Here is a 23,314-nt window from a genome sequence, read left to right as displayed (position 1 = left end):
TCTCCGTTTATCGGATTGGCAAAGAAGGGCGCCCGACTCTGTTGTCAGGAACCTAACAACAGGGAGGATCCTCCGTACTGATCGCAACGAGGTACGGGGAGGTCCCCCTTGAGGGGTTCGAGACCGAAGAGGCGGGTGGCGGCGCTGGGTTCGGCCGGCGCGCTCGTCACGGCCACGCTGATAGCCGGCGCCGTCGCGGCGCCCACCGCGAACGCGAGCGCGAGCGCGGGCAGCGGCCACGGCCAGGACCGGGAGGCCCGCGGCACCGCGATCGCCGCCGCCCGGGCCGCGAAGGCGGGCATCGACTGGCAGGACTGCCCCGCCGACTGGAACCTGGCCAAGCCGATCCAGTGCGGGTACGTCACCGTGCCGCTCGACTACGCCAAGCCCCACGGCAAGCAGATCAAGCTCGCCGTCGACCGCATCGGCAACACGGGCACGAAGGCCGAGCGGCAGGGCGCGCTGATCTACAACCCCGGCGGCCCCGGCGGCTCCGGACTGCGCTTCCCGGCCCGGGTCACCAACAAGAACGCGGTCTGGGCCAACGCGGCCAAGGCCTATGACTTCGTGGGCTTCGACCCGCGCGGTGTCGGCAAGTCCACGCCCATCTCCTGCGTCGACCCGCAGGAGTTCGTCAAGGCACCCAAGGCGGACCCGGTGCCCGACTCCGAGGCCGACAAGCTCGCCCAGCGCAAGCTGGCCCGCGAGTACGCCGAGGGCTGCCAGGAGCGCAGCGGTTGGATGCTGCCGCACATGACCACGCCGAACACCGCGCGCGACCTCGACGTCATCCGCGCCGCCCTCGGCGAGAAGAAGCTCAACTTCCTCGGCGTCTCCTACGGCACCTACCTGGGCGCCGTCTACGGCACCCTCTTCCCGGACCACGTGCGCCGCATGGTCGTCGACAGCGTCGTCAACCCGTCCCGCGAGAAGATCTGGTACCAGGCCAACCTGGACCAGGACGTCGCGTTCGAGGGCCGCTGGAAGGACTGGCAGGACTGGGTCGCCCAGCACGACGCGACCTACCACCTCGGCACGACCCGTGCCGACGTCCAGGCGAAGTGGCTCGAGCTGCGCGCCACCGCGAAGAAGAACCCCATCGGCGGGGTGGTCGGCCCGGCCGAGCTCATCTCCTTCTTCCAGAGCGCCCCGTACTACGACTCCGCTTGGGCGCCGGTCGCGTCGGTCTTCAGCAAGTACGTCGCCGGGGACACCCAGGCGCTCGTCGCCGCCGCCGCCCCCGACCTGTCCGACACGGCGGGCAACGCGTCCTCGGAGAACGGCAACGCCGTCTACACGGCCGTGGAGTGCGCCGACGCCAAGTGGCCCACCAGCTGGCGCAAGTGGGACCGCGACAACACGCGGCTCCACAAGGACCACCCCTTCATGACCTGGGCCAACGCCTGGATGAACCTGCCGTGCGCCACCTGGCCGGCCAAGCAGCAGACGCCGGTGAACGTCAAGACCGGCAAGGGCCTGCCCGGCGTGCTCATCGTCCAGTCCGAGCGGGACGCGGCCACCCCGTACGCGGGCGCCGTGGAACTGCACAAGCGGTTCAAGGGCTCCCGCCTGATCACGGAGAAGGACGCCGGCTCCCACGGCGTGACCAGCCTCGTCAACCCGTGCATCAACCCCCGGGTGGACAGCTACCTGCTCACCGGCAAGCTGGACGGCGCCGACGTGACGTGCACACCGCACGCCACGCCCAAGCCGTAGTCCGTACGCTGACGAGGGGCGGCCGGAAACCCGGCCGCCCTTTCCTCATGCCGACCGGACCGCGAACCAGGCGTCCTCGGCCGCGTAGTCGAAGAGGTCCGGGTAGGCACGGGCGAGGGTGGGGAACGCCTCGCGCCAGTCCTGCCCGGACAGCCGGCGGGTGAGCCGGTCGACCGTCTCCGGCAGGCTGTCCTGGTAGGACACGACCGGCCGGTAGCCCAGCTCCCGTTCCGCGGCGGACATATCGCACACCACCGGCAGCTCCACCGACCAGGGCGAGCTGCCCACGGAGGCCTGCGCCGGTCCGTTCAGCAGGACGGTCTCCGTCTCCACTCCCATGACCGCGTCCACAGCGGCCCCGATCTCCTTCACTGTCGGCGGCTGCGGATCGCAGGCGTTGAGCACCCGCGAGCCCGGCCGGGTCGCCGCCAGCCGGATCAGTTCGGCGATGTTGCGCGCGGCCGAGGTGTGGAAGAGGCTCTCGCCCCGGAAGGCGAGCACCCTTCTGCGCCGGCCGTCGAGGATCCGTTTGACGAAGTACAGCTCCCGGGGGAGCGGGCTGTACGGTCCGTGGATCGCGGCCGGGCGCAGTACGGTCGTGGGCAACCGGTCGCCCACCGAGAGGAGTTCACGCTCCAGGGCCACCTTGCGGGTGCTGTACGTGGCGTCCCCCGGCGGGACCGTCGCCTGATCCTCCGCGATCGGAACCGGGTACTGCGGGAGGCCGTCCGGCTCGCCCATGGTGTCGAAGCCGCGGCCCTTGCCGTCCGCGTACACCGACGCGGTCGACACCACCACGGCCGAGCCGATCCGGTCGGCCAGGCCCGTCAACTGCTCTGCGTGCCGGGCCTCATAGGCGACCATGTCGACCACGAGGTCGCAGCCGTCGCCGATCAGCGCGCCGAGCGCTGCGTCGTCCTCCCGGTCCAGCCGCCGCGCGCGCACCTCGCCGGGCCAGTTCTCGGCCCGTCCGCCGCCGCGCGAGGCGGCCGTCACCTCCCAGCCGTCCCGCGCCAGCGCCTCCACGGCCGGCCTCCCGATCTGCCCGCCCGCTCCGATCACCACAGCACGTCTCATGCCGCGACCGTAGGCCGCCGGAAGCCGCCCCGGGAACCGGCTCAGCCGACAGCAGAGCTCAGCTGAGGGGCATGCGACGGAACTTGCGTTCCTTGTTGGCGGCGGTCTCCTCGGCCTTCACCACGGCCGCGTACCGGTCGACGTACTCCTGCTCGGACAGGGAGAGGATCGCGTACATGATCTCGTCGGTGATGGCGCGCAGGATGGCCTTCTCGTTCTCCATGCCCTCGTAGCGGGAGAAGTCGAGGGGTTTGCCGAAGCGGATCACGACGGGGTGGACGTTGGGGATGACCTTGCCGGGCGGCTGGGCCTCGAAGGTGCCGATCATCGCGCAGGGGATCACCGGGACGCCGGCCTTGAGGGCCATCACCGCCACCCCGACCTTGCCCTTGTAGAGCCGGCCGTCGTGCGAGCGGGTGCCCTCGGGGTAGATGCCGAGCAGCTCGTCCTTGCTCAGCACGCCGAGGCCCTCGCGGATCGCGGCCTGGCCCGCGTCCTTGCCGGAGCGGTCGACCGGGATCTGTCCCGCGCTGCGGAAGAAGAAGGCCGTCAGGCGGCCCTTGACGCCCGGGCCCGTGAAGTACTCGGCCTTCGCGAGGAAGGTGATGCGCCGTTTGAGGATCGCCGGCATCAGGAAGTGGTCCGAGAACGACAGATGGTTGCCGGCGATGATGGCCGCGCCCTCCGAGGGAACGTGCTCCAGGCCTTCTATGCGAGGCCGGAAGACCAGTCGCAGCAGCGGGCCCAGAAGTACGTATTTCAGCAGGTAGTAGAACAAAGCGGGCGCTCCTCGACTCTCGCGGTGGACTCAACCGCCGCGTTCCAGCAGGTCAACCGGCATGTCGTGGGGTGCCAGTGTAGGTGCAGGAGCGGCCACCGGGCACCTCGTGCGGGCGGACCGCACAGATCCTTCGCCATTTGACTGATGGTCAGTCAGGTGGGTGTATCCGGTGGTGCTCATGCGGCTGGGGAGGACCGCGGGACCAGCGTGCTGCGCCGCCCGGGTGACGGGCAAGCCGAACGGGTGGCCTGGCGCGATAGCGGTGGTGCGTGGCGGGCCGGTGGCTCTTGCAGGCGGACGGCTGCTGTGGGCCGGTGGCCCCGGCCGCCCAGCCGAGTAACCTGCCAGGCATGCGGATCTCTGTTTCCTCGGACATGGACGAACCCGTCGCCCGCTCCCTCGTGGCCGCCCTGCGCGAGCGGGGGCACGAGGTGCGCCCGCACGGCGCGCTGCTCGCGGACGACGACCCGCAGTGGGCGGTGTGCTCCGAGGCCGCGGCCCGCGAGGTCGCCGAGGGTACGGCCGACCAGGCGGTGGTGTGCTGCTGGACCGGCACGGGCGCCTCGATCGCCGCGAACAAGGTGCCCGGCGTGCGGGCCGCCCTGTGCACGGACGCCTACACGGCCGACGGCGCGCGCCGCTGGAACGACGCCAACGTGCTCGCGCTCAGCCTGCGGCTGACGTCGGAGCCGCTGCTGTCGGAGATCCTCGACGCGTGGTTCGCCGGTGAGCCCAGCGCGGAGGCCGAGGACCGGCAGAACGTCGACCGCGTCCGGCTGCTCGACCACGGCAAGACCCGTCTGTAGGTCCAGGCTGCCGGTCACAGGCGCACGATGATCAGCGCGGTGTCGTCGGTGGCGCCGCCGGGCGGCAGCAACTCCAGCAGCACGGTGTCGGCGAGGGTCTCGAGGTCCTGGGCCCGATGCTCGCGCAGGGAGTGGGCGAGCCGGTCCAGACCCGTGTCGATGTCCTCACGCCGCCGTTCGATCAGGCCGTCCGTGTACAGCACGAGCGTGGCGCCCGGCGAGAACGTGGTCTCGGCCTGAGGTCTGGGGATCGGGTCCGGGCGGGCGTCGAGTGGTGTGTCCGTGGCCTGGTCGAGAAACTCCGTGCGGCCGTCGGCGTGGACGAGCACGGGCGGGGGATGGCCGGCGCTGCTGTACGTGATGACGTGCCGGTCGCAGTCGATGAAGGTCGTCACGGCGGTCGCCGACTCGGCCCCGTCGATCACGTGGGCGTAGCGCCCCACCACGTCCAGGGCCTGGGCCGGCCCCGCGGCGACCCGGGAGGCCGCGCTGAGCGCACTGCGCAGCTGGCCCATCACGCCCGCGGCCTCCAGCCCGTGCCCGACCACGTCTCCCACGGCCACGCCGATCCGGTCGCCGCCCACCAGATCGACCAGGTCGTACCAGTCCCCGCACACGTTGAGCGCGCCCACGGCGGGCCGGTACCGGACGGCGGCCGGGTGGTTGCCGACCTGCCGGGGCGCGGGCAGCATCGCCTCCTGCAACGCCAGCGCCACCTCCCGCTCCCGGGAGTGCGCCTGGCGCAGCCGCTCGTTGAGCTCCTGCAACTCACGGGCGCGGGTGTACAGCTCGGCCTCCAGCACCTGGGCCCGGCCGCCCCGGTTCCCCGGGGAGCTGCCCCGGGCCCGGATCAGCTCCGTGACCTCCTCCACGCGGTGCAGGATCAGCACGACCTTGCCGTCGGAGCCGAGCAGCGGCGCGTTCACCGGGCTCCAGTAGCGCTTCTGCCACTCGCCGGGCCGCTCCGGGTCCTCGATGTCGTAGCGCTGCAGGGCCATGGTGTCGCGCTCGCCGGTGGCCAGGACGCGGTACAGCGAGGCCTCCAGGTTGCGCATGCCCGTCGCGGCCGAGTCGTTCGGGTTGTCCGGGAAGACGTCGAACAGGTACTTGCCGATCAGCTGCTCGCGCGAGCGGCCGGAGACGCGGACGAACTCCTCGTTGACGTCCGCATACACGAGTTCGGGTGTCAGGAGCGCCACCATGCCGGGCAGGGCCTTGAACACCGCACCGTAGTCGATCGCCGTCTCCGCCATGGCCACCGCCTCACCGCTGCCGGGGTCACACCAGTTTCGCACGGTATGGGGGAACCTCAACCGGCCTCATGCCGGGAGTCCGGCAGGGCCTGCTCGGCCCAGATGATCTTCCCTTCGGGGACGAACCGGGTGCCCCAGCGCTGCGTGAGCTGGGAGACCAGCAGTAGACCGCGCCCGCCCTCGTCCGTCGTACGCGGATGGCGCAGATGGGGCGCGGTGGCGCCGCCGTCGAGGACCTCGCAGACCAGGGCGCGCTCCCGGATCAGCCGGAGCCGGATGGACCCGGTGGCGTACCGGATGGCGTTGGTGACCAGCTCGCTCACCACCAGCTCGGTGGTGAAGGCCAGCTCGTCCAGGCCCCAGTGCGCCAGCTGCCGGGTGGCCGTGCGGCGGGCGTCGGCGACCACGGCCGGGTCCGACGGCAGCTCCCAGACCGCGACCTGCCCGGCGCCGAGACGTTTCGTCCGGGCCATCAGCAGGGCCACGTCGTCGTACGGGCGGGCCGGGACCAGCGCGTCGACCACGGCCCTGCAATGCGACTCGAGCGGACCCACCCGCTCCAGTGCCCGGCGCAGCCGCTCCCGGCCCGCGTCGACGGCCCAGGTCTCCCCCCGGGCCAGCAGCCCGTCGGTGTGCAGCGCGAGCGTGCTGCCCTCCGCCAGGGGCAGCTCGACCGCCTCGAAGGGCGGGCCGCCCACGCCGAGCGGCGGCCCCTGCGGCAGATCGACGAACAGGACGGAGCCGTCGGGCCGGACCACGGCCGGGGCGGGATGCCCCGCCGCGGCCATCGTGCACCCGCCGTCGACCGGGTCGTAGACGACGTACAGGCACCCGGAGCCCACGCCCTGCGTCCCCGCGGAGCCCACCGGGCCGGGCTCCGCACCCTCCTCCCGCGCCGACCGCGCCACCAGGTCGTCGAGGTGCGCCAGCACCTCCTCGGGCGGCAGATCCAGAGCCGCCAGGGTCCGTACGGCGGTCCGCAGCTGCCCCATGGCCGCGGCGGCGTCGATGCCGTGCCCGGGCACCTCGCCCACGACCAGCGCGACACGCGCCCCGGACAGCGGGATGAGGTCGTACCAGTCGCCGCCGAGACCGGTCAGCTCATCGGCCGGCCGGTAGCACGCGGCCACCTCGACGGCGTCCTGCTCGGGCAGCCGGTGGGGGAGCAGACTGCGCTGCAGGACGAGCGCGGCGTCCCGCTCGCGGGTGTAGCGGCGGGCGTTGTCCACGCAGACGGCCGCGCGGGCGACGAGGTCCTCGGCCAGCCGCAGGTCCCCCTCGTCGAAGGGCTCCCGGTGGTGGCGACGGTAGAACGTCGTGATGCCCAGGGTGGTGCCGCGCGCGCTGATCGGCACGGTCATCACGCTGTGCAGGCCCAGCTCCCGGAACGTGGCCCGGCGGCCGCTCGGGGTGTCCGTGGTCCAGTCCCGGGTCAGCGGGTCGAGCCGCTCCTCGCGCCAGGACCGTCCCGTGGCCAGGCAGCGGAAGGGCGGTGTGCCGGCCCGGAAGGCCACCACCTCGCCGATCTCGATGACGGCCTCCGCGAGGTCGTCCCGCACACACCGGTAGCCGGCGCGGCGCAGTTCCACCGGCTCCTCCGAGTCCGCGAGCGGCCCGGGGGCCGGCTCGGCGCCCCGCAGCACCGACTCCAGCAGGTCCACGGTGACGAAGTCGGCCAGCCCCGGCACGGCCACGTCCGCCAGCTCCTGCGCGGTGCGTGTGAGGTCCAGGCTGCGGCCGATGCTCTCGCCGGCCCGGTCGAGCAGCGCCAGCCGCTGCCGCGCGCGGTGCCGCTCGGTCATGTCCACGACCGTGTAGTACACGCCGATCGCATGGCCCCGGTCGTCCTCGAGCCGGGTGAAGGACAGCATGTGCGCCGTCTCGCGCAACGGGGCCGAGCGCACGTGACCCACGTGCTCGTAGCCGACCACCGCCTCGCCGGTCTCCAGCACGTGCCGCATCTGGGCCTCGACCGCCTGGGCGTCCATGCCCGGCTGGACGTCCGCGAAGCGCAGACCGAGCCGCCGCGCCGCCGGACCGCCGCCGAACTGCTCCAGGGCGGCGTTCGACCAGACGAAGCGCAGGTCCGTGTCCACGATCGCGATACCGACCGGGGCGCCGGCCGCCATCTGCTCCAGGACCGTGCGGCTCATGCTCCAGCCGGGGGCGTCGGCCAGCTCCGACAGGAGCATCAGCCAGCGCGAGCCGCCGTGCGCCTCCTCGGCCGAGGCGATCCGGGCCATGACCCTCACCGGCCGCCCGTCCCTGCGGCGGGCCGTCAGCAGTCCCGTCCAGCCGCCGTCCCTGCGGCACCGCTCGACCAGGTCCGGCACGCGCTGCGCGTCCTCGGCCACCAGCAGGTCGGCCAGTTTCCTGCCGACCGCCTCGGAGGCGGGGTACGCCAGCAGCCGCCGGGCACCGCTGGTCCAGCCCGTCACCACGCCCTGTGGATCGAGCAACAGGGGCGCCGCGTCGGCCACATCGAACCGCTGCCGGGCGACGCCGCACACCTCTTCTGTGCCCACGGCCGACCTCTCTGTCGCTGAGAGTGGTCTACCACCTCTTGCCCCAATCTTCACCCTTACGGCAACGGGGGGCGGCTTGTGCAGGGCCGGTTGGGGCGACGGTGTGGGTGGGGTGGGTGCTGATGTGGGTGTCGGGCAGCAGGGGGCGGCCGGCCTTCGGCGAGCACGCTGCCCCGGTTCCGCTTGCGTGGGAGAGAGCCGGTCCGCGGCACGGGCAAATCGCCCGCCCCGGGGCAGGCCACCGCCGCCGTTCCGCTTGCGCAGGGGGCGGCTCGGTGGGTCCGGGGGAGCAGGCGCCTGGGTTGGTCGCGCGCGGAGAGAGGCGGGCTGGGGAAGGTCGGGCAGGCAGGCAGGCAGGCCGCCGCCGTTCCGCTTGCGCGGAGGCGGCCCGGTGGGTCCGTGCGGGGCAGGCGCCTGGGGTTGGTCGCGCGCAGAGAGAGGCGGGCTGGGGGAGGCCGGGCAGGCAGGCCGCCGCCGTTCCGCTTGCGCGGAGGCGGCTCGGTGGGTCCGTGCGGGGCAGGCGCCTGGGGTTGGTCGCGCGGAGAGGGGCGGCCGACCGGCGCGGGCCGGGTGGACCGTCGCCGTTCCGCTGCGCGAGAAGGGGCCCGCTCGGTCCAGGCCGGGCAGGCCCCCGTGGTGCCGGCACGCGGAGGGGGAGCGGTCGGTCCGTGCCGAGCCTCCGCTCCCGCCCCCGGTGAGGTCAGCCCCCTCAGCCCAGTGCCTTCTCCAGCGCCGCGAACGCCCTCATCAGCTCCTCGGCCGTGATGGTGAGCGGTGGGGCCAGGCGGATCGTGGAGCCGTGGGTGTCCTTCGCCAGGACCCCTTCCCGCATGAGGCGTTCGCTGATCTCACGGCCGGTGCCGAGCGCGGGGTCGATGTCGACGCCCGCCCACAGGCCGCGCGAGCGGAACCCGACGACGCCCTTGCCGACCAGCCCCGTCAGACCGTCGCGCAGGATCACGCCCAGCTCGGCCGCCCGGCGCTGGAACTCGCCAGTCTCCAGCAGCTCCACGACCGCCGTGCCGACCGCCGCCGCCAGCGGATTACCGCCGAAGGTGGAGCCGTGCTCCCCGGGATGCAGCACCCCGAGCACCTCCCGCCGCCCGACCACCGCCGACACCGGCACGATGCCGCCGCCCAGCGCCTTCCCCAGCAGCAGCACGTCCGGCACCACGGGCTCGTGCTCGACCGCCAGCGTGCGGCCCGTGCGGCCGAGCCCGGACTGGATCTCGTCGGCGATGAACAGACAGCCCTTGCGGCGAGTCAGCTCCCGCACGCCGGCCAGATAGCCGTCGTCGGGAATGATCACCCCCGCCTCGCCCTGGATCGGCTCGATCAGCACCGCCGCCGTCGTCTCGTCGACCGCCGCCTCCATCGCGGCCAGGTCGTTGTACGGCACCACCCGGAAACCCGGGGTGAAGGGCCCGAAGCCCGCCCGGGCCGTCTCGTCCGTGGAGAAGCTGACGATCGTCGTCGTACGCCCGTGGAAGTTGTCCGCCGCGACCACGATCGTCGCCCGGTCGGCCGGCACGCCCTTGACGTCGTAGGCCCACTTGCGGGCCACCTTCACCCCGCTCTCCACCGCCTCCGCGCCGGTGTTCATGGGCAGCACCATGTCCATGCCGGTCAGCGCGGCCAGCCGCTCCGCGAACTCGGCGAGCCGGTCGTTGTGGAAGGCACGCGAGGTGAGGGTCAGCCGGTCGAGCTGACGATGGGCCGCCTCGATCAGCGCCGGGTGCCGGTGGCCGAAGTTGAGGGCCGAATAGCCGGCCAGCATGTCGAGGTAACGCCGCCCCTCCACGTCCTCCACCCACGTGCCCTCGGCGCGGGCGACGACCACCGGCAGGGGGTGGTAGTTGTGCGCGAGGACCGGCTCCTCCGCGCGGATCAGCTCCTGCGAGCCACGGGCCGGCTGCGAGCCCCGGGCCCCCTGCGGGTCCTCGGTGCGGACGGGTGCGGTCATGAGCGGATCTCCCGGATCTCCTGGGTGCAGCACTTGATGCCGCCACCGGCCTTGTGGAACTCGGACAGGTCGACGGGGACGGGGACGTAGCCGCGGCCGGCCAGCTGTTCGGCCAGGCTCGTCGCCCCCGGTGAGATGAACACGTGGCGCCCGTCGGAGACGGAGTTGAGCCCGAAGGCCATCGCGTCCTCGCGGGTGGCGAGCACCGCGTCCGGGTACATCCGGGCCAGCACTTCGCGGCTGCCCGGCGAGAACGCCTCGGGGTAGTAGGCGATGTTCCCGGCGTGCCCCTCGTCGAGGACGAACAGCGCCGTGTCCAGGTGGTAGAAGTACGGATCCACCAGCGTCAGGCCGATCACCGGCGTCCCGAAGTGCTCCTGCACCTCGGAGTGGGCCTCCCGGGTCGTGCGGAAACCCGTCCCGGCCAGGATCCAGCGGCCGGCCGGCACCAGGTCGCCCTCGCCCTCGCACACCGACTCGGGGTGGTACACCTCGTAGCCCTCCGTCTTGAACCATGCCTCGTAGGGCAGGGACTCGGGACGGCGCTCGGGCGCGTGGAAGAGCGAGCCGAAGACGCGGCCGTCGACGACGACCGCCGCGTTCGCGGCGAAAACCATGTCGGGCAGGCCGGGAACGGGTTTCACACTGTCCACGGTATGGCCGTGGGCACGGTAGGTGTCGACCAGCGCCTGCCACTGGTCCAGGGCGCGGATGACGTCGACGGGTTCGTCGGGACGCATCCACGGATTGATCGCGTACTGCACGGCGAAATGTCTGGGTTCGCAGACGAGGTAGCGCCGCCGGCGCGGCACACGGGAGTCGGGCACAGAGGGGTCCCTCCGCTTCCTCACGGTGTGTTACGGGGAGTTGACACAACGGTAGGAACTGACGGAGGTGGACGACAAGAAACAATGGTTGCGCGTTCGCGCAGGAACGCTGCGTCTTCCGGTCGCTCAGCGCACGTCTGCTGCGCCGCCCGGGACCCCCTCCGGGGCCGGCTGACTCGCCCCCGCCTCGGGGCTCTCCGGCAGCAGATGGGACAGCACCATCACGCTGATCGTCTTCCGGATGAACGGCTCCTGCCGGATCCGCTCCAGCACCTCCTCGAAGTGCTCCACGTCCCGCGCCCGCACATGCAGCAGCGCGTCCGCGCCGCCGGTCACGGTCATCGCCGCGGCGATCTCCGGGTAGTCGCGCACGACCTCGGCCAGCCGCCGCGGCGGGGCGGCGCCCTCGCAGTACACCTCGACGTAGGCCTCCGTGCGCCAGCCCAGCGCCGACGGCTTCACCGTCGCGGAGAACCCGGTGATCACGCCCGTCTCGCGCAACCGGTCGACCCGCCGCTTGACCGCCGTGGCCGACAGCCCGATCGCCGTGCCGATCTCGGCGAACGACGTCCGGGCGTTCGCCATCAACGCGGTGATGATCTTCCGGTCGAGTTCGTCGAACGGCGTGGACCTGCTGTTCATGCGGGCACTGTATCCACCGGCACCCCGGCCCGCGCCCGGCCCGGCGCGGGCACCGTGTCCAGCGCGGACGTCCGCCCCGGCACATGTCCAGACGTACGGATCACCCCTACACTCCGGGTTCATGCTGCGCGCCCTGGCTGTCGACGACGAACGCCCCTCCCTGGAGGAGCTGCTCTACCTGCTGCACGCCGACCCCCGCATCGGCAGCGCGGAGGGCGCCGGCGACGCGACCGAGGCGCTGCGCCGCATGAACCGCGCCCTGGAGTCCGGCCCGGGCGGACCCGAGGCCATCGACGTCGTCTTCCTCGACATCCAGATGCCGGGCCTCGACGGGCTCGACCTGGCCCGGCTGCTCACCGGTTTCGCCCGGCCGCCGCTCGTTGTGTTCGTCACCGCCCACGAGGACTTCGCCGTGCAGGCCTTCGACCTCAAGGCCGTCGACTACCTGCTCAAACCCGTGCGCAAGGAGCGCCTCGCCGAGGCCGTCCGCCGGGCCGCCGAGCTGCGCGGTGCGGCGCCCCGCATACCCGTGAGCGAGCCCGACCCCGACCACATACCCGTCGAGCTCGGCGGCGTGACCCGCTTCGTCGCCGTCGACGACATCACCCACGTCGAGGCCCAGGGCGACTACGCCCGCCTGCACACCGACAAGGGCAGCCACCTGGTGCGCATCCCGCTGTCCACCCTGGAGGAGCGCTGGCGCACCCGCGGCTTCGTCCGCATCCACCGCCGCCACCTCGTCGCCCTGCGCCACATCGGCGAACTCCGCCTCGACGCGGGCACCGTCAGCGTCCTCGTCGGCTCCGAGGAACTCCAGGTCAGCCGGCGCCACACGCGCGAACTGCGCGACCTGCTGATGAGGAGGCCGTGACGGTGCCCCAGGACCACACCGAACGCCGCGTCGTCGTCACCGGCCCGCCCCGGCAGGCCGGCCGGGCCCCCTCCGCCTACTACCGCCCGCGCACCGAGATCGACGAGCAGACCACCCTCGGCCACACCTACGTCCGCTCCCTGATGCGCACCCAACTGCGCGCCGCCCTCACCGTGTTCGCCGTCCTCGGCCTGCTCGTCGGCCCGCTCCCGCTGCTCTTCGCGGCGATGCCGGACGCCCGCCGCCTGGAATGGGCCGTCCTCGGCTTCGGCCTCTACGCCCCCCTGATCCTCCTCGCCCGCTGGTACGTCCGCCGGGCCGAGCGCAACGAACGCGACTTCGTACGCCTCGTGGAAGACCGCTGAAGCCCCACCGATGAACTCCAGCTACGCCATCCCCGCCGTCGCCCTCGTCGTCGTCGCGACCGTCCTCGTCGGCGCCTTCGGTCTGCGCATCTCCCGCACCACCTCCGACTTCTACGTCGCCTCCCGCACCGTCGGACCCCGCCTCAACGCCGCCGCCATCAGCGGCGAGTACCTCTCCGCCGCCTCCTTCCTGGGCATAGCGGCACTCGTCCTGGTCCAGGGCCCCGACATGCTCTGGTACCCGGTCGGCTACACCGCCGGCTACCTGGTCCTGCTGCTCTTCGTCGCCGCCCCGCTGCGCCGCTCCGGCGCCTACACGCTCCCCGACTTCGCCGAGGCCCGCCTGGCTTCCCAGGCCGTGCGGCGGCTGGCCGGCGCCTTCGTCGTCGGCGTCGGCTGGCTGTACCTGCTGCCCCAGCTCCAGGGCGCCGGACTGACCCTGACCGTGCTGACCGGGGCGCCCGACTGGCTCGGCGGAGTGATCGTCGCCGTCGTCGTGACCGCCACCGTCGCCGCCGGCGGCATGCGCAGCATCACCTTCGTGCAGGCCTTCCAGTACTGGCTGAAGCTCACCGCCCTGCTCGTCCCCGCCCTGTTCCTGGTCCTCACCTGGCAGAGCGACGGAGCGCCCCGGCACGCCTTCGACGAACCGGCCACCTTCCGCGAGCAGCGCGTCGTCCGCGTCGACGACAGCATCGACCTCACCCTCGACCGGCCCCTGAGCGTCACGGTGACCGGCACCGTCGACGGCCGACGCCACACCGGCACCCGCCTCGCACTCCCCGCCGGCACCCACCGCATCGAGCGCGGCACCAGCCTCACCTTCGCCGCGGGCGCCCCCGTCCCCCGGGCCGAGCGCGGCGGCGGCGGCGACCTGTCCCCGTCGCAGGCCGAGAGCCGAGAGGAACGCCCGCTGTACGCCACGTACGGGCTGATCCTGGCCACGTTCCTCGGCACCATGGGCCTGCCGCACGTCGTGGTCCGCTTCTACACCAGCCCGCACGGCGTCGCCGCCCGCCGCACCACCGTCGTGGTCCTCGGCCTGATCGGCGCCTTCTACCTGCTGCCCCCCGTCTACGGCGCCCTCGGCCGCCTGTACGCCCCCGAGCTCACCCTCAGCGGCAATCCGGACGCCGCCGTCCTCCTGCTGCCCGACCGCATGATCGGGGGAGTGGGCGGCGACCTGCTGGGCGCTCTGGTCGCCGGGGGCGCCTTCGCCGCGTTCCTGTCCACGGCCTCGGGCCTGACCATGGCGGTCGCGGGCGTCCTCACCCAGGACGTCCTCCCGTCCCGGGGCGTACGGCACTTCCGGCTCGGCACGGTCCTCGCCATGGCCGTGCCCCTCGCGGCGAGCGTCCTGGTCGGGGGGCTGCCGGTCGCCGACGCCGTGGGGCTCGCCTTCGCCGTCTCGGCGTCCTCGTTCTGCCCGCTGCTCGTCCTCGGCATCTGGTGGCGGCGGCTGACCCCGCCCGGCGCCGCCGCCGGGATGCTGGTCGGCGGCGGCTCCGCCCTGCTGGCCGTCGCCGCGACCATGGCGGGCTACCCGGGCGAGGGCGCCGCCCTGCACGCCCTGCTCGCCTGGCCCGCCCTGTGGTCGGTGCCGCTGGGCTTCCTCACCATGATCCTGGTGTCCCTGGCCACCCCCGGCCGGGTCCCGCCCGGCACCGCGGCGGTCCTGGCCCGGTTCCACCTGCCCGAGGAACTGCGCACGGAGGTGACGGCATGAGCGGGTTCCTCGCAGGCCTGTGCGTCGCCGTGCTCCCGGTACTCGCCCTGGGGATCTGGCTCGGCCGGCGCACCGCACGGGCCAATAGCCTCGCCGGTCTCGGCACCCCCGTCGAGCACGCCACCTTCGAAACCCTGCACACGGCGTCGCTCGCCGCGCCCCCGCTCCGGTCCGGCCTGACGGAGGAGACCGCCCGCAAGTCCGCCCGCAAACTGCGCTCCCTGCTCGGCACGGATGCCCTCTGCCTCACCGACCGGGGGCAGGTCCTGGTCTGGGACGGGGACGGCGCGCACCACCGCACCGAGATCATGGAGCGCCTCGCGGGACCCCTGGAGACAGGCCGCGGCGAGGCCTTCCGGCTCACCTGCGACAGCCTGGAGTGCTCGGTGCGCTGGGCGGTCGTCGCCCCGCTCACCGTCGACGACCGGGTGCACGGCGCCCTCGTCGCCTGCGCGCCCCGCGAGTCGGCGGTGCTCGTCCGGGCCGCCGGCGAGGTCGCCCGCTGGGTCTCGGTCCAGCTGGAACTGGCCGATCTCGACCAGTCCCGCACCCGCCTCATCGAGGCCGAGATCAAGGCGCTGCGGGCCCAGATCTCCCCGCACTTCATCTTCAACTCGCTCGCGGTGATCGCCTCGTTCGTCCGCACCGACCCCGAGCGCGCCCGCGAGCTGCTCCTCGAATTCGCCGACTTCACCCGCTACTCGTTCCGCCGGCACGGCGACTTCACCACCCTCGCCGAAGAGCTGCACGCCATCGACCACTACCTGGCGCTCGTGCGGGCACGCTTCGGCGACCGCCTCACCGTCACCCTCCAGATAGCCCCGGAGGTGCTGCCGGTGACCCTGCCGTTCCTCTGCCTGCAGCCGCTCGTGGAGAACGCCGTCAAGCACGGCCTGGAGGGCAAGGCCGTGCCCTCGGGCAAGTGCCACATCCAGATCACCGCCCAGGACGCGGGCGCCGAGGCCCTCGTCGTCATCGAGGACGACGGCGCCGGCATGGACCCCGGCCTGCTCCGCCGCATCCTCGCCCGCGAGATCAGCCCCTCGGGCGGCATCGGCCTCTCCAACGTCGACGACCGGCTCCGCCAGGTCTACGGCGACGACTACGGCCTCGTCATCGAGACCGCCGCGGGCGCGGGCATGAAGATCACCGTGCGGCTCCCGAAGTACCAGCCGGGCGTGCACTCGGCGGGCCGGCTGCCCCGGGAGTGAGCCGTCAGGTGCTGCGCGCCGTGACCACCATCCCCAGAGTGATCAAACCCAGGACGACCCAGCCGAACCACAGCCAGCCGTTGCTCCCGAGCGCCACCGTGTAGGCCGTCACCACGACCAGCCCGCCCAATGTGAGCGCTCCCATGGTCTTCGTCGAGTTGGAACCGTTCGTGGAACCGGGCATCGCAACACCCCTCCTCATGGTTCGGTCCTTCCATGGTGCCCGGCGGACGCCCGGCGCGCACGGCCCGTACGGAAGAGGTCTTCAGCGCCCCTGCGTGTTCAGCGAGGCCAGATAGGCGTTGTACGCCACCAGTTCCTTGTCCCCGTCGCGGTCGGCGGCCCGGTCGGTGCGCCTGGCTTGCCGCTGGTCCGAGGCGTACCACTGGAACAGCAGTGCCACCAGCACCAGCACGGAGGGGATCTCGCTGAACGCCCAGGCGATGCCCCCCGCCGCGTTCTGGTCGGAGAGCGCCTCGATGCCGAGCGAGGCGGGCGGGTTCTTGAACGTCTCGACCATCGGCTCGGACGCCATCATCAGCGCGATCCCGAAGAACGCGTGGAACGGCATGCCCGCGAACAGCTCCAGCATCCGCATCAGGTAGCCGGGGCGGTGCGGGCCAGGGTCGACGCCCATGATCGGCCAGAAGAACACCAGGCCGACGGCGAGGAAGTGCACCATCATGGCGATGTGGCCGGCCGTGGAGCCCATCAGGGTGTCGAAGAGCGGCGTGAAGTACAGCCCGTAGAGGCTCGCGATGAACAGCGGGATCGTGAACGCCGGATGCGTGATGATCCGCATGTACCGGCTGTGCAGGAACATGAGCAGCAGCTCACGCGGCCCCTTGCGCCCCCGCCCCGCGGTCGGCAGCGCCCGCAGCGCCAGCGTGATCGGCGCCCCGAGCAGGATGAGGATGGGCGACACCATGCTGATGACCATGTGCTGCACCATGTGCACGCTGAACATGACCATGCCGTAGTCGTTCAGCTGGGTGCACATCATGAGCATGATGCTCAGCACGCCCAGGACGTAGGCGACCGTCCGCCCCACGGGCCACTTGTCCCCGCGCCGGACGAGCCGCACGACACCCCACCCGTACAGGGCCAGCCCGGCCAGGCAGGCGACGAGGAAGAACGGGTCCGCCGACCACTCCAGACCTCGCCCCAGCGTGAACGGCGGCAGATCCATCGTCATGCCGTGCCCGCTGTGATCCATTCCGCCGGCTCCTGTTTCGTGGGGGTGTGCAGCAATCTGTCCGCCCCAAGACTAGAACCGCCCCCGGCCGCACAAGCGACCGGGGGCGGTTCAGGGGCGCGGGGAACTGCGCGACAAGCCACAGACCATCCGCACCCGGCTGACTACGGCAACCTCAGAGAACGCACTCCGCCTCCTCGTACCGATCCTCCGGCACGGTCTTCAGCGTCTTGACGGCCTCGGCGAGCGGCACCATCACGATGTCGGTCCCCCGCAGCGCGGTCATGTGCCCGAACTCACCCCGGTGCACGGCCTCCACCGCATGCCAGCCGAACCGCGTGGCCAGCACCCGGTCATAGGCGGTCGGCGTACCGCCCCGCTGCACATGCCCGAGGATCACCGGCCGGGCTTCCTTCCCCAGCCGTCCCTCCAGCTCCACGGACAGCTGCCGGGCGATCCCGGCGAACCGCTCGTGGCCGTAGATGTCCTTGCCGCCCTCGTCGAACTCCATGGTCCCGGCACGGGGCTTCGCCCCCTCCGCCGCCACCACGATCGCGAAGCGCTTGCCCGCCTCGAACCGCTCGCCGACCCGCTTGGTCAGCTCCTCTATGTCGAAGGGCCGCTCGGGGACGACGATGGCGTGCGCGCCGGCCGCCATACCGGAGTGCAGCGCGATCCAGCCGGTGTGCCGGCCCATGACCTCGACCACCAGGACCCGCTGGTGGGACTCGGCGGTGGTCTTCAGCCGGTCCAGGGCCTCGGTCGCCACCCCCACGGCCGTGTCGAAGCCGAACGTGACGTCCGTGACCGCGATGTCGTTGTCGATGGTCTTCGGCACACCCACGATGGGCAGACCGCTGTCCGACATCAGCCGCGCGGCCTTGAGCGTGCCCTCGCCGCCGATGGGGATGATCGCGTCGAGGCCGAGCTCCTCGACATGGCCCCTGGCCCGCTCCACACCGTCCCGCAGATGGGAGGGCTGGACCCGGGAGGACCCGAGAATCGTGCCGCCGCGGGCGAGGATGCCACCCACCGCGTCGAGGTCGAGCTTGAGGTAGTCGCACTCCAGGAGGCCCTTCCAGCCGTCCCGGAAGCCGATGACCTCGTCGCCGTGGTCGACGACGGCGCGGTGCACGACGGACCGGATGACGGCGTTCAGGCCGGGGCAGTCGCCGCCGGACGTGAGCACACCAATGCGCATAGCCCGAAATACCTTCTCAACGTGGGCCGGGTACCGGACCACGTTGTCCGGCTGGAATCCCCGCCACCCTAGCGGCATCGAGGGGCCGGACCGAAGCACGCGTCCGCCTGCTGGACGAACCCGCTCACCTGTGCGGATGGGGCGTCATACGGGCTGTTGACCAGCAGGTTGACGCGTGCTTCGCGCACGCTGCCCAGCAGCGTCTAGGCGGGCTGCTGAGCTGCCGCGATGCGCTCGTTGCGGAGTGCCTCGTACCAGCGGTCGTCGGTCGGCGGCAGCGCGTTGACGTCGAGGGCCAGCTTCAGCAGCAGGTCCGCGATCAGCGGGTTGCGCGCGAGCACCGGCCCGTGCATGTACGTGCCGAAGACGGTGTCGTTGTACGCGCCCTCCGTGCCGTCGCCCGTGCCGTTGCCGTTGCCGAAGCGGACCCGGGCGAGCGGGCGGGCGGTGGGGCCGAGCCGGGTGACGCCCTGGTGGTTCTCGAAGCCGGTCAGCGGGGGCAGCCCGAGACGCGCGTCGACGTCGCCCAGCACGTCACCGACGCACCGCGCGCCCTCGCCGCGCACCGACACCACGTCCAGCAGCCCGAGGCCGGGCTCGCGCTGGCCGAGGTCGTTGATGAACTCGTGGCCGAGGATCTGGTAGCCGGCGCAGACGGAGAACACGATGGCCCCGTTCTCCACGGCCCGCTGCAGTCCGCCGTCCCGGCGCAGCCGCTCGGCGGCGAGCCGCTGCGGACGGTCCTCGCCGCCGCCGATCAGATAGATGTCGCCGGAGGTCGGGATCGGCTGGTCGCTGCGCACGTCCAGCCGGGCCACGTCCAGGCCGCGCTGCTGGGCCCGGCGCTGCACGACGAGGACGTTGCCCTGGTCGCCGTAGGTGCTGAGCAGGTCGGGATAGATCCAGACGACCCGCAGTTGGTTGTCGCTCACAAAAGTCCCCTGACGTCTCGTGCTCAGTTGCCGACGCGGCGGCGCAGGTCCTGGAACGCCGTGTAGTTGGCGATGACCTCGATCCGGCCGGGCGGGCACGCCGCCACGGCCTGGTCGAGGTTCTCGTAGACCTGGAAGTGCTGGTCGGCGACCTCCAGGCGCACCGCCAGGTCCAGTCGCCGGTCGCCGACGACGCAGATCGGGTGGCCGGTCAGACGCGTGTAGTCGACGTCCCACAGCCAGGAGGTGTCGGTGCCGTCGGCGCCGCGGGCGTTCACGGAGAGGATGACCGGCGTGGGCGGCGGGTCGATCAGGGAGAACGTCTCCAGCCAGCCGGCCGGGTTCTTCGCGAGCAGGAGGCGCAGGTCGCGGCCCTGGAACTGGACGATGTCGTACCGCCCGGCCACCGCCTGCACCTGGTACATGCGCTCCAGCGCGACCTGCGGCGGCACCCCGAACACGGCGGCGACGGCGGCCGATGAGGCGGCGTTGGCCTTGTTGGCGCGGCCGGGCAGCTGGAGGTGGATCGGCCAGGCCGAGCCGTGCGGGTCGAGCACATGGTCGCCGGAGAGCGCCCAGCTCGGCGTCGGACGGCGGAAGCCGCACTCGCCGCAGAACCAGTCGTCGCCCGGGCGCTGCATCACGCCGCCGCACGACGGGCAGGACCAGGCGTCGTCCTTCCACATCTGCCCCGCTGCGACCCAGATCACATTGGGGGAGGACGACGCCGCCCACACCACCAGCGGGTCGTCGCAGTTGGCCACGACCACGGCCTTGGAACCCGCGAGCCCCTCCCGCCAGTTCTCGGCGAGCATGCGGGTCTCGGCGGCGCGGTCGAGCTGGTCGCGCGAGAGGTTGAGCAGGGCGATGCACTTCGGGGCGGTGTCCCGGGCGACGCCGGCGAGGTACTTCTCGTCGACCTCGATGACGCCGTAGCGGGCGTCCGAGCTGCCGGCGAGGGCCGAGGTGATGCCGGCCGGCATGTTGGCGCCCAGCGCGTTGGAGACGACGGGTCCCGCCGCGCGCAGGGCCTCGGCGATGAGCCGGGTGGTGGTGGTCTTGCCGTTCGTCGCGGAGACCAGGATCACGTCCAGGTGCTGGGCGAGCCGGGCGAGGAGGTCGGGGTCGAGTTTGAGCGCGACCCGGCCGCCGATCACCGAACCGCTGCCGCGCCCTGCGGCGCGAGATGCCGCCGCGACCGCCTTGCCCGCGGTCACGGCCAGCTTGGCCCGTGGCGAGAGCGGGTCCGAGTTGCCTGCCATCAGTTCTCGATCCTCCTTGCGTACGCGCCGCGCCTTGAAGCCTGACGGCCACGTGGTGTGGACCTCAGCCTATCGAGATCCATTCGCACTCCCGAACCGCGGCACTGTGGCGAACTCGTGTGGGAGACGCGGACCGACAGGACCTTACTCTTGCCGCCATGCGACACAGCTCCATCCCCGGCGCCCACGGCCGCGTGAGACCCCTCATCCTGCACGGTGATCCGCTCCTGCACACACCCTGTGCGGAGGTCACCGACTTCGGCCCCGAACTGGCCCGGCTCGTCGAGGACTTGTTCGCGACGATGTACGCCGCCCAGGGCGTCGGACTCGCCGCCAACCAGGTCGGCGAGCCCTTGCGGGTCTTCGTCTACGACTGCCCGGACGACGAGGACGTCCGCCATGTGGGCCATGTGGTCAATCCTCGCCTGACCGAAAAGGACGGCGTGGTGATCCGGGGCCCGGAGGGCTGCCTGTCCCTGCCGGGCCTGGAAGCGGGCACGGAACGCCACGACCACGCGGTGGTGGAGGGCTTCACGGTGACCGGGGACCCGATCACCGTCCACGGCACCGGCTTCTTCGCCCGCTGCCTGCAACACGAGTGCGACCACCTGGAGGGCCGCATCTACGCGGACCATCTCAAGGGCTGGCGCCACCGCAGACTGATGCGCCAAGTGGCCCGGGCTTCATGGCGCCGGTGAGCGTATGTCCCTCGGGGGCGCGGGGCTGTATCCGCTATGCGGCTCCGCCGCGTGGGCGCGAACAAGCCCCACCGGCCCGCAGTCGAGACCCGCCGGTCAGAACCCCGGACCGCCGACCTTGTCTCCCGCAGCGGCAAGGCGACCCCACAAGAGGTCGGCCAAACTCCGCACCAACTCACCACGAGAACAAGGCCGTTCCCCCAGCCACCAGTCCCCGGCCGCATGCATCATGCCGACGATCCCGTGCCCCCACACGCGCGCCAGCTGCTGCCCGCCCGGCCCGAGATCCAGCCGCTCCTCGATGACCTGCGCCAGCTCCTCGCCCATCCGCCGCAGCAACGGCGCACTGTGCTTGCCGACATCGAACCCCGGATCCCCCGGCTGGCCCCCCTCCGCCGGGTGCATCAGGAACCGGTACACCTGGGGCCGCGCCTCGATCGCCGCGAGGTAGGTGTCCAGCGTCGCCTCGACCCGCTCCCGCCGGTCCGCCGGCGCGTCCAGCGCCGCCCGCAGCGAGTCCAGCAGCGCGTCCGTGTGCCGCATGGCAAGGGCCGCGTAAAGTCCGCCCTTGTCGCCGAAGTGCCGGTAGAGAATCGGCTTGGTGATGCCGGCTTCCGCCGCGATCGCGTTCATCGAGGCCTGCGGGCCGTCGCGCAGCACCACTCGGTCGGCGGCTTCCAGCAGCTCACGCCGACGGCGATCGGCGGACCGTTGCTGATCGGTCCGCTGCGTGGTGTCCATGGTCTCTCCCCACCCGTGCTGTTTCGATAACGCCTGCGCAAACTAACACTGAAGCATGCCCAGGGCACCGATCGGGTGCCGACCGGTCGGTGGGAGTTGACTTCGACTACCCACCGGTAACAGACTGCTGTTACCGCAAGTAACATGCACGTGTGCCGCTGGAGGGGACGACATGGCCGAGTTCACCATGGAGCTCAACGACGAACAGAAGGAGGTCCGGGACTGGCTGCACGGCTTCGCGGCCGATGTGATCCGCCCCGCGGCCGCCGAATGGGACGAGCGTGAGGAGACTCCCTGGCCGGTCATCCAGGAGGCCGCCAAGGTCGGCATCTACTCCCTGGACTTCTACGCCCAGCAGTACTTCGACCCCACCGGCCTCGGCATCCCCATGGCGATGGAGGAGCTGTTCTGGGGCGACGCGGGCATCGCCCTGTCCATCGTCGGCACCGGTCTCGCCGCCGTCGGCGTCCTCGCCAACGGCACCGAGGAGCAGATCGGCACCTGGATCCCCCAGATGTACGGGGACGCCAACGACGTCAAGGTCGCCGCCTTCTGCTCCTCCGAGCCCGACGCCGGCTCCGACGTGGCCTCCATGCGCACCAGGGCCGTCTACGACGAGGCCAAGGACGAGTGGGTGCTCAACGGCACCAAGACCTGGGCGACCAACGGCGGCATCGCCAACGTCCATGTCGTCGTCGCGGTCGTCGACGCCGAACTCGGCTCCAAGGGGCACGCGTCCTTCATCGTCCCGGCGGGGACGCCGGGTCTGGCCCAGGGGCAGAAGTTCAAGAAGCACGGCATCCGCGCCTCGCACACCGCCGAGGTCATCCTCGACAACGTGCGCGTTCCCGGCTCCTGCCTGCTCGGCGGCAAGGAGAAGCTGGACGAGCGGCTGGCCCGCGCGCGGGAGAAGGCCAGGCAGGGCGGGGAGCGCGTGAAGAACGCGGCGATGGCCACGTTCGAGGCCTCGCGCCCGGCCGTCGGCGCCATGGCCGTCGGAACCGCCCGGGCCGCGTACGAGGTCGCCCTCGACTACGCCACCACCCGGGAGCAGTTCGGGCGGCCGATCGTCGACAACCAGGGCGTGGCGTTCCAGCTCGCCGACATGCGGACGTCCATCGACGCGGCCCGGCTCCTCGTCTGGCGTGCCTCCTGGATGGCGGTCAACGGCAAGCCGTTCACCGCGGCCGAGGGCTCGATGTCCAAGCTGTTCGCGAGCGAGACCGCCAAGAAGGTCACGGCCCAGGCGATCCAGATACTCGGCGGCAACGGCTACACCCGGGAGTACCCGGTCGAGCGGATGCACCGGGACGCGGCCATCTACACCATCTTCGAGGGCACGAGCGAGATCCAGCGCCTGGTCATCGCCCGGACCCTGGCCGGCGTACCGATCCGCTAGCTGTATTGACCTGAAGCGTTGTTCACACGGCTGATCGGTGGGTGGCCGCCGAGTGCGGTGTGGCAGCGGTGGTGGTTGTAGGTGTGGAGGAAGTCTGCCAGGGCCTCGGTGCGTTCGGTGTTG

The 23,314-nt window shown here is 71.9% G+C and carries 21 protein-coding genes and 1 pseudogene; 8 read left to right on the top strand and 14 right to left on the bottom strand.

The window, feature by feature from the left end; genetic code table 11:
• The first annotated feature begins 108 nt into the window (after positions 1-108).
• On the top strand, positions 109-1,716 hold the full coding sequence (locus tag G3I77_RS29445) for an alpha/beta hydrolase (protein ID WP_248508341.1): 1,608 nt from the start codon (positions 109-111) through the stop codon (positions 1,714-1,716).
• Between the two features lie 45 nt (positions 1,717-1,761).
• On the opposite strand, the gene G3I77_RS29440 is transcribed toward G3I77_RS29445, so the two are convergent.
• Together G3I77_RS29440 and G3I77_RS29435 are read right to left on the bottom strand one after the other, a co-directional pair.
• Positions 1,762-2,793, bottom strand: a complete 1,032-nt coding sequence (locus G3I77_RS29440) for an NAD(P)-dependent oxidoreductase (protein WP_248508340.1) — start codon at positions 2,791-2,793, stop codon at positions 1,762-1,764.
• A 58-nt stretch (positions 2,794-2,851) separates the two neighbouring features.
• Entirely contained in the window at positions 2,852-3,571 is a 720-nt protein-coding gene (locus tag G3I77_RS29435) for a 1-acyl-sn-glycerol-3-phosphate acyltransferase (protein WP_248508339.1), read from the bottom strand.
• Positions 3,572-3,924: 353 nt separating this feature from the next.
• On the opposite strand from G3I77_RS29435, the gene G3I77_RS29430 reads away from it, so the two are divergent.
• Positions 3,925-4,380 carry an RpiB/LacA/LacB family sugar-phosphate isomerase gene (locus G3I77_RS29430; RefSeq protein WP_248508338.1) on the top strand — a complete coding sequence of 152 codons (456 nt, stop codon included), beginning with the start codon at positions 3,925-3,927 and terminating at the stop codon, positions 4,378-4,380.
• Between the two features lie 14 nt (positions 4,381-4,394).
• On the opposite strand, the gene G3I77_RS29425 is transcribed toward G3I77_RS29430, so the two are convergent.
• From G3I77_RS29425 to G3I77_RS29405, 5 genes are all read right to left on the bottom strand, one after another.
• Positions 4,395-5,633 (bottom strand): PP2C family protein-serine/threonine phosphatase, encoded by a 1,239-nt coding sequence (locus tag G3I77_RS29425; RefSeq protein WP_248508337.1) that lies wholly within the window; start codon positions 5,631-5,633, stop codon positions 4,395-4,397.
• 56 nt (positions 5,634-5,689) lie between these two features.
• The gene (locus G3I77_RS29420) at positions 5,690-8,158 is read right to left on the bottom strand and encodes a SpoIIE family protein phosphatase (protein WP_248508336.1); all 2,469 of its coding nucleotides are present in this window, start codon (positions 8,156-8,158) and stop codon (positions 5,690-5,692) included.
• A 709-nt stretch (positions 8,159-8,867) separates the two neighbouring features.
• Positions 8,868-10,121, bottom strand: coding sequence for an ornithine--oxo-acid transaminase (rocD, locus tag G3I77_RS29415; protein WP_248508335.1), 1,254 nt, complete (start codon positions 10,119-10,121; stop codon positions 8,868-8,870).
• Complete coding sequence (ddaH, locus tag G3I77_RS29410; RefSeq protein WP_248508334.1) at positions 10,118-10,948, bottom strand: dimethylargininase; 831 nt, start codon at positions 10,946-10,948, stop codon at positions 10,118-10,120. Before ddaH ends, rocD begins: the two co-directional genes overlap by 4 nt.
• 126 nt (positions 10,949-11,074) lie before the next feature.
• Positions 11,075-11,590 carry an Lrp/AsnC family transcriptional regulator gene (locus tag G3I77_RS29405; RefSeq protein WP_248508333.1) on the bottom strand — a complete coding sequence of 172 codons (516 nt, stop codon included), beginning with the start codon at positions 11,588-11,590 and terminating at the stop codon, positions 11,075-11,077.
• Positions 11,591-11,711: 121 nt separating this feature from the next.
• Here G3I77_RS29405 and G3I77_RS29400 point away from each other — a divergent pair, with 121 nt between their 5' ends.
• From G3I77_RS29400 to G3I77_RS29385, 4 genes are read left to right on the top strand one after another with little or no spacing between them, the layout of a single operon-like run.
• Positions 11,712-12,461, top strand: coding sequence for a LytTR family DNA-binding domain-containing protein (locus G3I77_RS29400; RefSeq protein ID WP_248508332.1), 750 nt, complete (start codon positions 11,712-11,714; stop codon positions 12,459-12,461).
• Between the two features lie 2 nt (positions 12,462-12,463).
• Positions 12,464-12,826: a hypothetical protein gene (locus G3I77_RS29395; RefSeq protein ID WP_248508623.1), complete on the top strand. Its 363-nt coding sequence runs from the start codon at positions 12,464-12,466 to the stop codon at positions 12,824-12,826.
• Positions 12,827-12,836: 10 nt separating this feature from the next.
• Positions 12,837-14,552, top strand: coding sequence for a cation acetate symporter (locus tag G3I77_RS29390; RefSeq protein WP_248508331.1), 1,716 nt, complete (start codon positions 12,837-12,839; stop codon positions 14,550-14,552).
• On the top strand, positions 14,549-15,763 hold the full coding sequence (locus G3I77_RS29385; protein ID WP_248508330.1) for a sensor histidine kinase: 1,215 nt from the start codon (positions 14,549-14,551) through the stop codon (positions 15,761-15,763). The genes G3I77_RS29390 and G3I77_RS29385 overlap by 4 nt, the downstream gene beginning before the upstream one ends.
• A 4-nt stretch (positions 15,764-15,767) precedes the next feature.
• Here G3I77_RS29385 and G3I77_RS29380 read toward each other — a convergent pair whose 3' ends face one another.
• The 5 genes from G3I77_RS29380 to G3I77_RS29360 form a co-directional block, all read right to left on the bottom strand.
• Complete coding sequence (locus tag G3I77_RS29380; RefSeq protein ID WP_248508329.1) at positions 15,768-15,947, bottom strand: hypothetical protein; 180 nt, start codon at positions 15,945-15,947, stop codon at positions 15,768-15,770.
• Positions 15,948-16,028: 81 nt separating this feature from the next.
• Entirely contained in the window at positions 16,029-16,979 is a 951-nt protein-coding gene (locus tag G3I77_RS29375) for a cytochrome c oxidase assembly protein (protein WP_248508328.1), read from the bottom strand.
• 154 nt (positions 16,980-17,133) lie between these two features.
• Positions 17,134-18,159: a 6-phosphofructokinase gene (locus G3I77_RS29370; RefSeq protein WP_248508327.1), complete on the bottom strand. Its 1,026-nt coding sequence runs from the start codon at positions 18,157-18,159 to the stop codon at positions 17,134-17,136.
• Positions 18,160-18,362: 203 nt separating this feature from the next.
• Entirely contained in the window at positions 18,363-19,091 is a 729-nt protein-coding gene (locus G3I77_RS29365) for a glutamine amidotransferase (protein WP_248508326.1), read from the bottom strand.
• Positions 19,092-19,114: 23 nt separating this feature from the next.
• Complete coding sequence (locus G3I77_RS29360; RefSeq protein WP_248508325.1) at positions 19,115-20,353, bottom strand: MurT ligase domain-containing protein; 1,239 nt, start codon at positions 20,351-20,353, stop codon at positions 19,115-19,117.
• A gap of 158 nt (positions 20,354-20,511) precedes the next feature.
• Between G3I77_RS29360 and def the strand changes: the two genes are divergently transcribed.
• Positions 20,512-21,051 (top strand): peptide deformylase, encoded by a 540-nt coding sequence (gene def, locus G3I77_RS29355; RefSeq protein ID WP_248508324.1) that lies wholly within the window; start codon positions 20,512-20,514, stop codon positions 21,049-21,051.
• A gap of 96 nt (positions 21,052-21,147) precedes the next feature.
• Here the strand turns inward: def and G3I77_RS29350 are convergent, their stop codons facing one another.
• Positions 21,148-21,792 (bottom strand): TetR family transcriptional regulator, encoded by a 645-nt coding sequence (locus G3I77_RS29350; RefSeq protein WP_248508323.1) that lies wholly within the window; start codon positions 21,790-21,792, stop codon positions 21,148-21,150.
• Positions 21,793-21,964: 172 nt separating this feature from the next.
• On the opposite strand from G3I77_RS29350, the gene G3I77_RS29345 reads away from it, so the two are divergent.
• Entirely contained in the window at positions 21,965-23,191 is a 1,227-nt protein-coding gene (locus tag G3I77_RS29345) for an acyl-CoA dehydrogenase family protein (RefSeq protein WP_248508322.1), read from the top strand.
• On the opposite strand, the pseudogene G3I77_RS29340 reads toward G3I77_RS29345, so the two are convergent.
• Positions 23,188-23,314, bottom strand: a pseudogene (locus tag G3I77_RS29340) (IS481 family transposase); the annotation flags it as partial. The gene G3I77_RS29345 and the pseudogene G3I77_RS29340 sit on opposite strands and share 4 nt — an antisense overlap.

It is taken from the genome of Streptomyces sp. D2-8 (genome assembly GCF_023184515.1).
Classification (GTDB): Bacteria; Actinomycetota; Actinomycetes; order Streptomycetales; family Streptomycetaceae; genus Streptomyces.
Note: the sequence above shows the minus strand (reverse complement) of the source record. Positions and strands in the feature narration are given on the sequence as shown.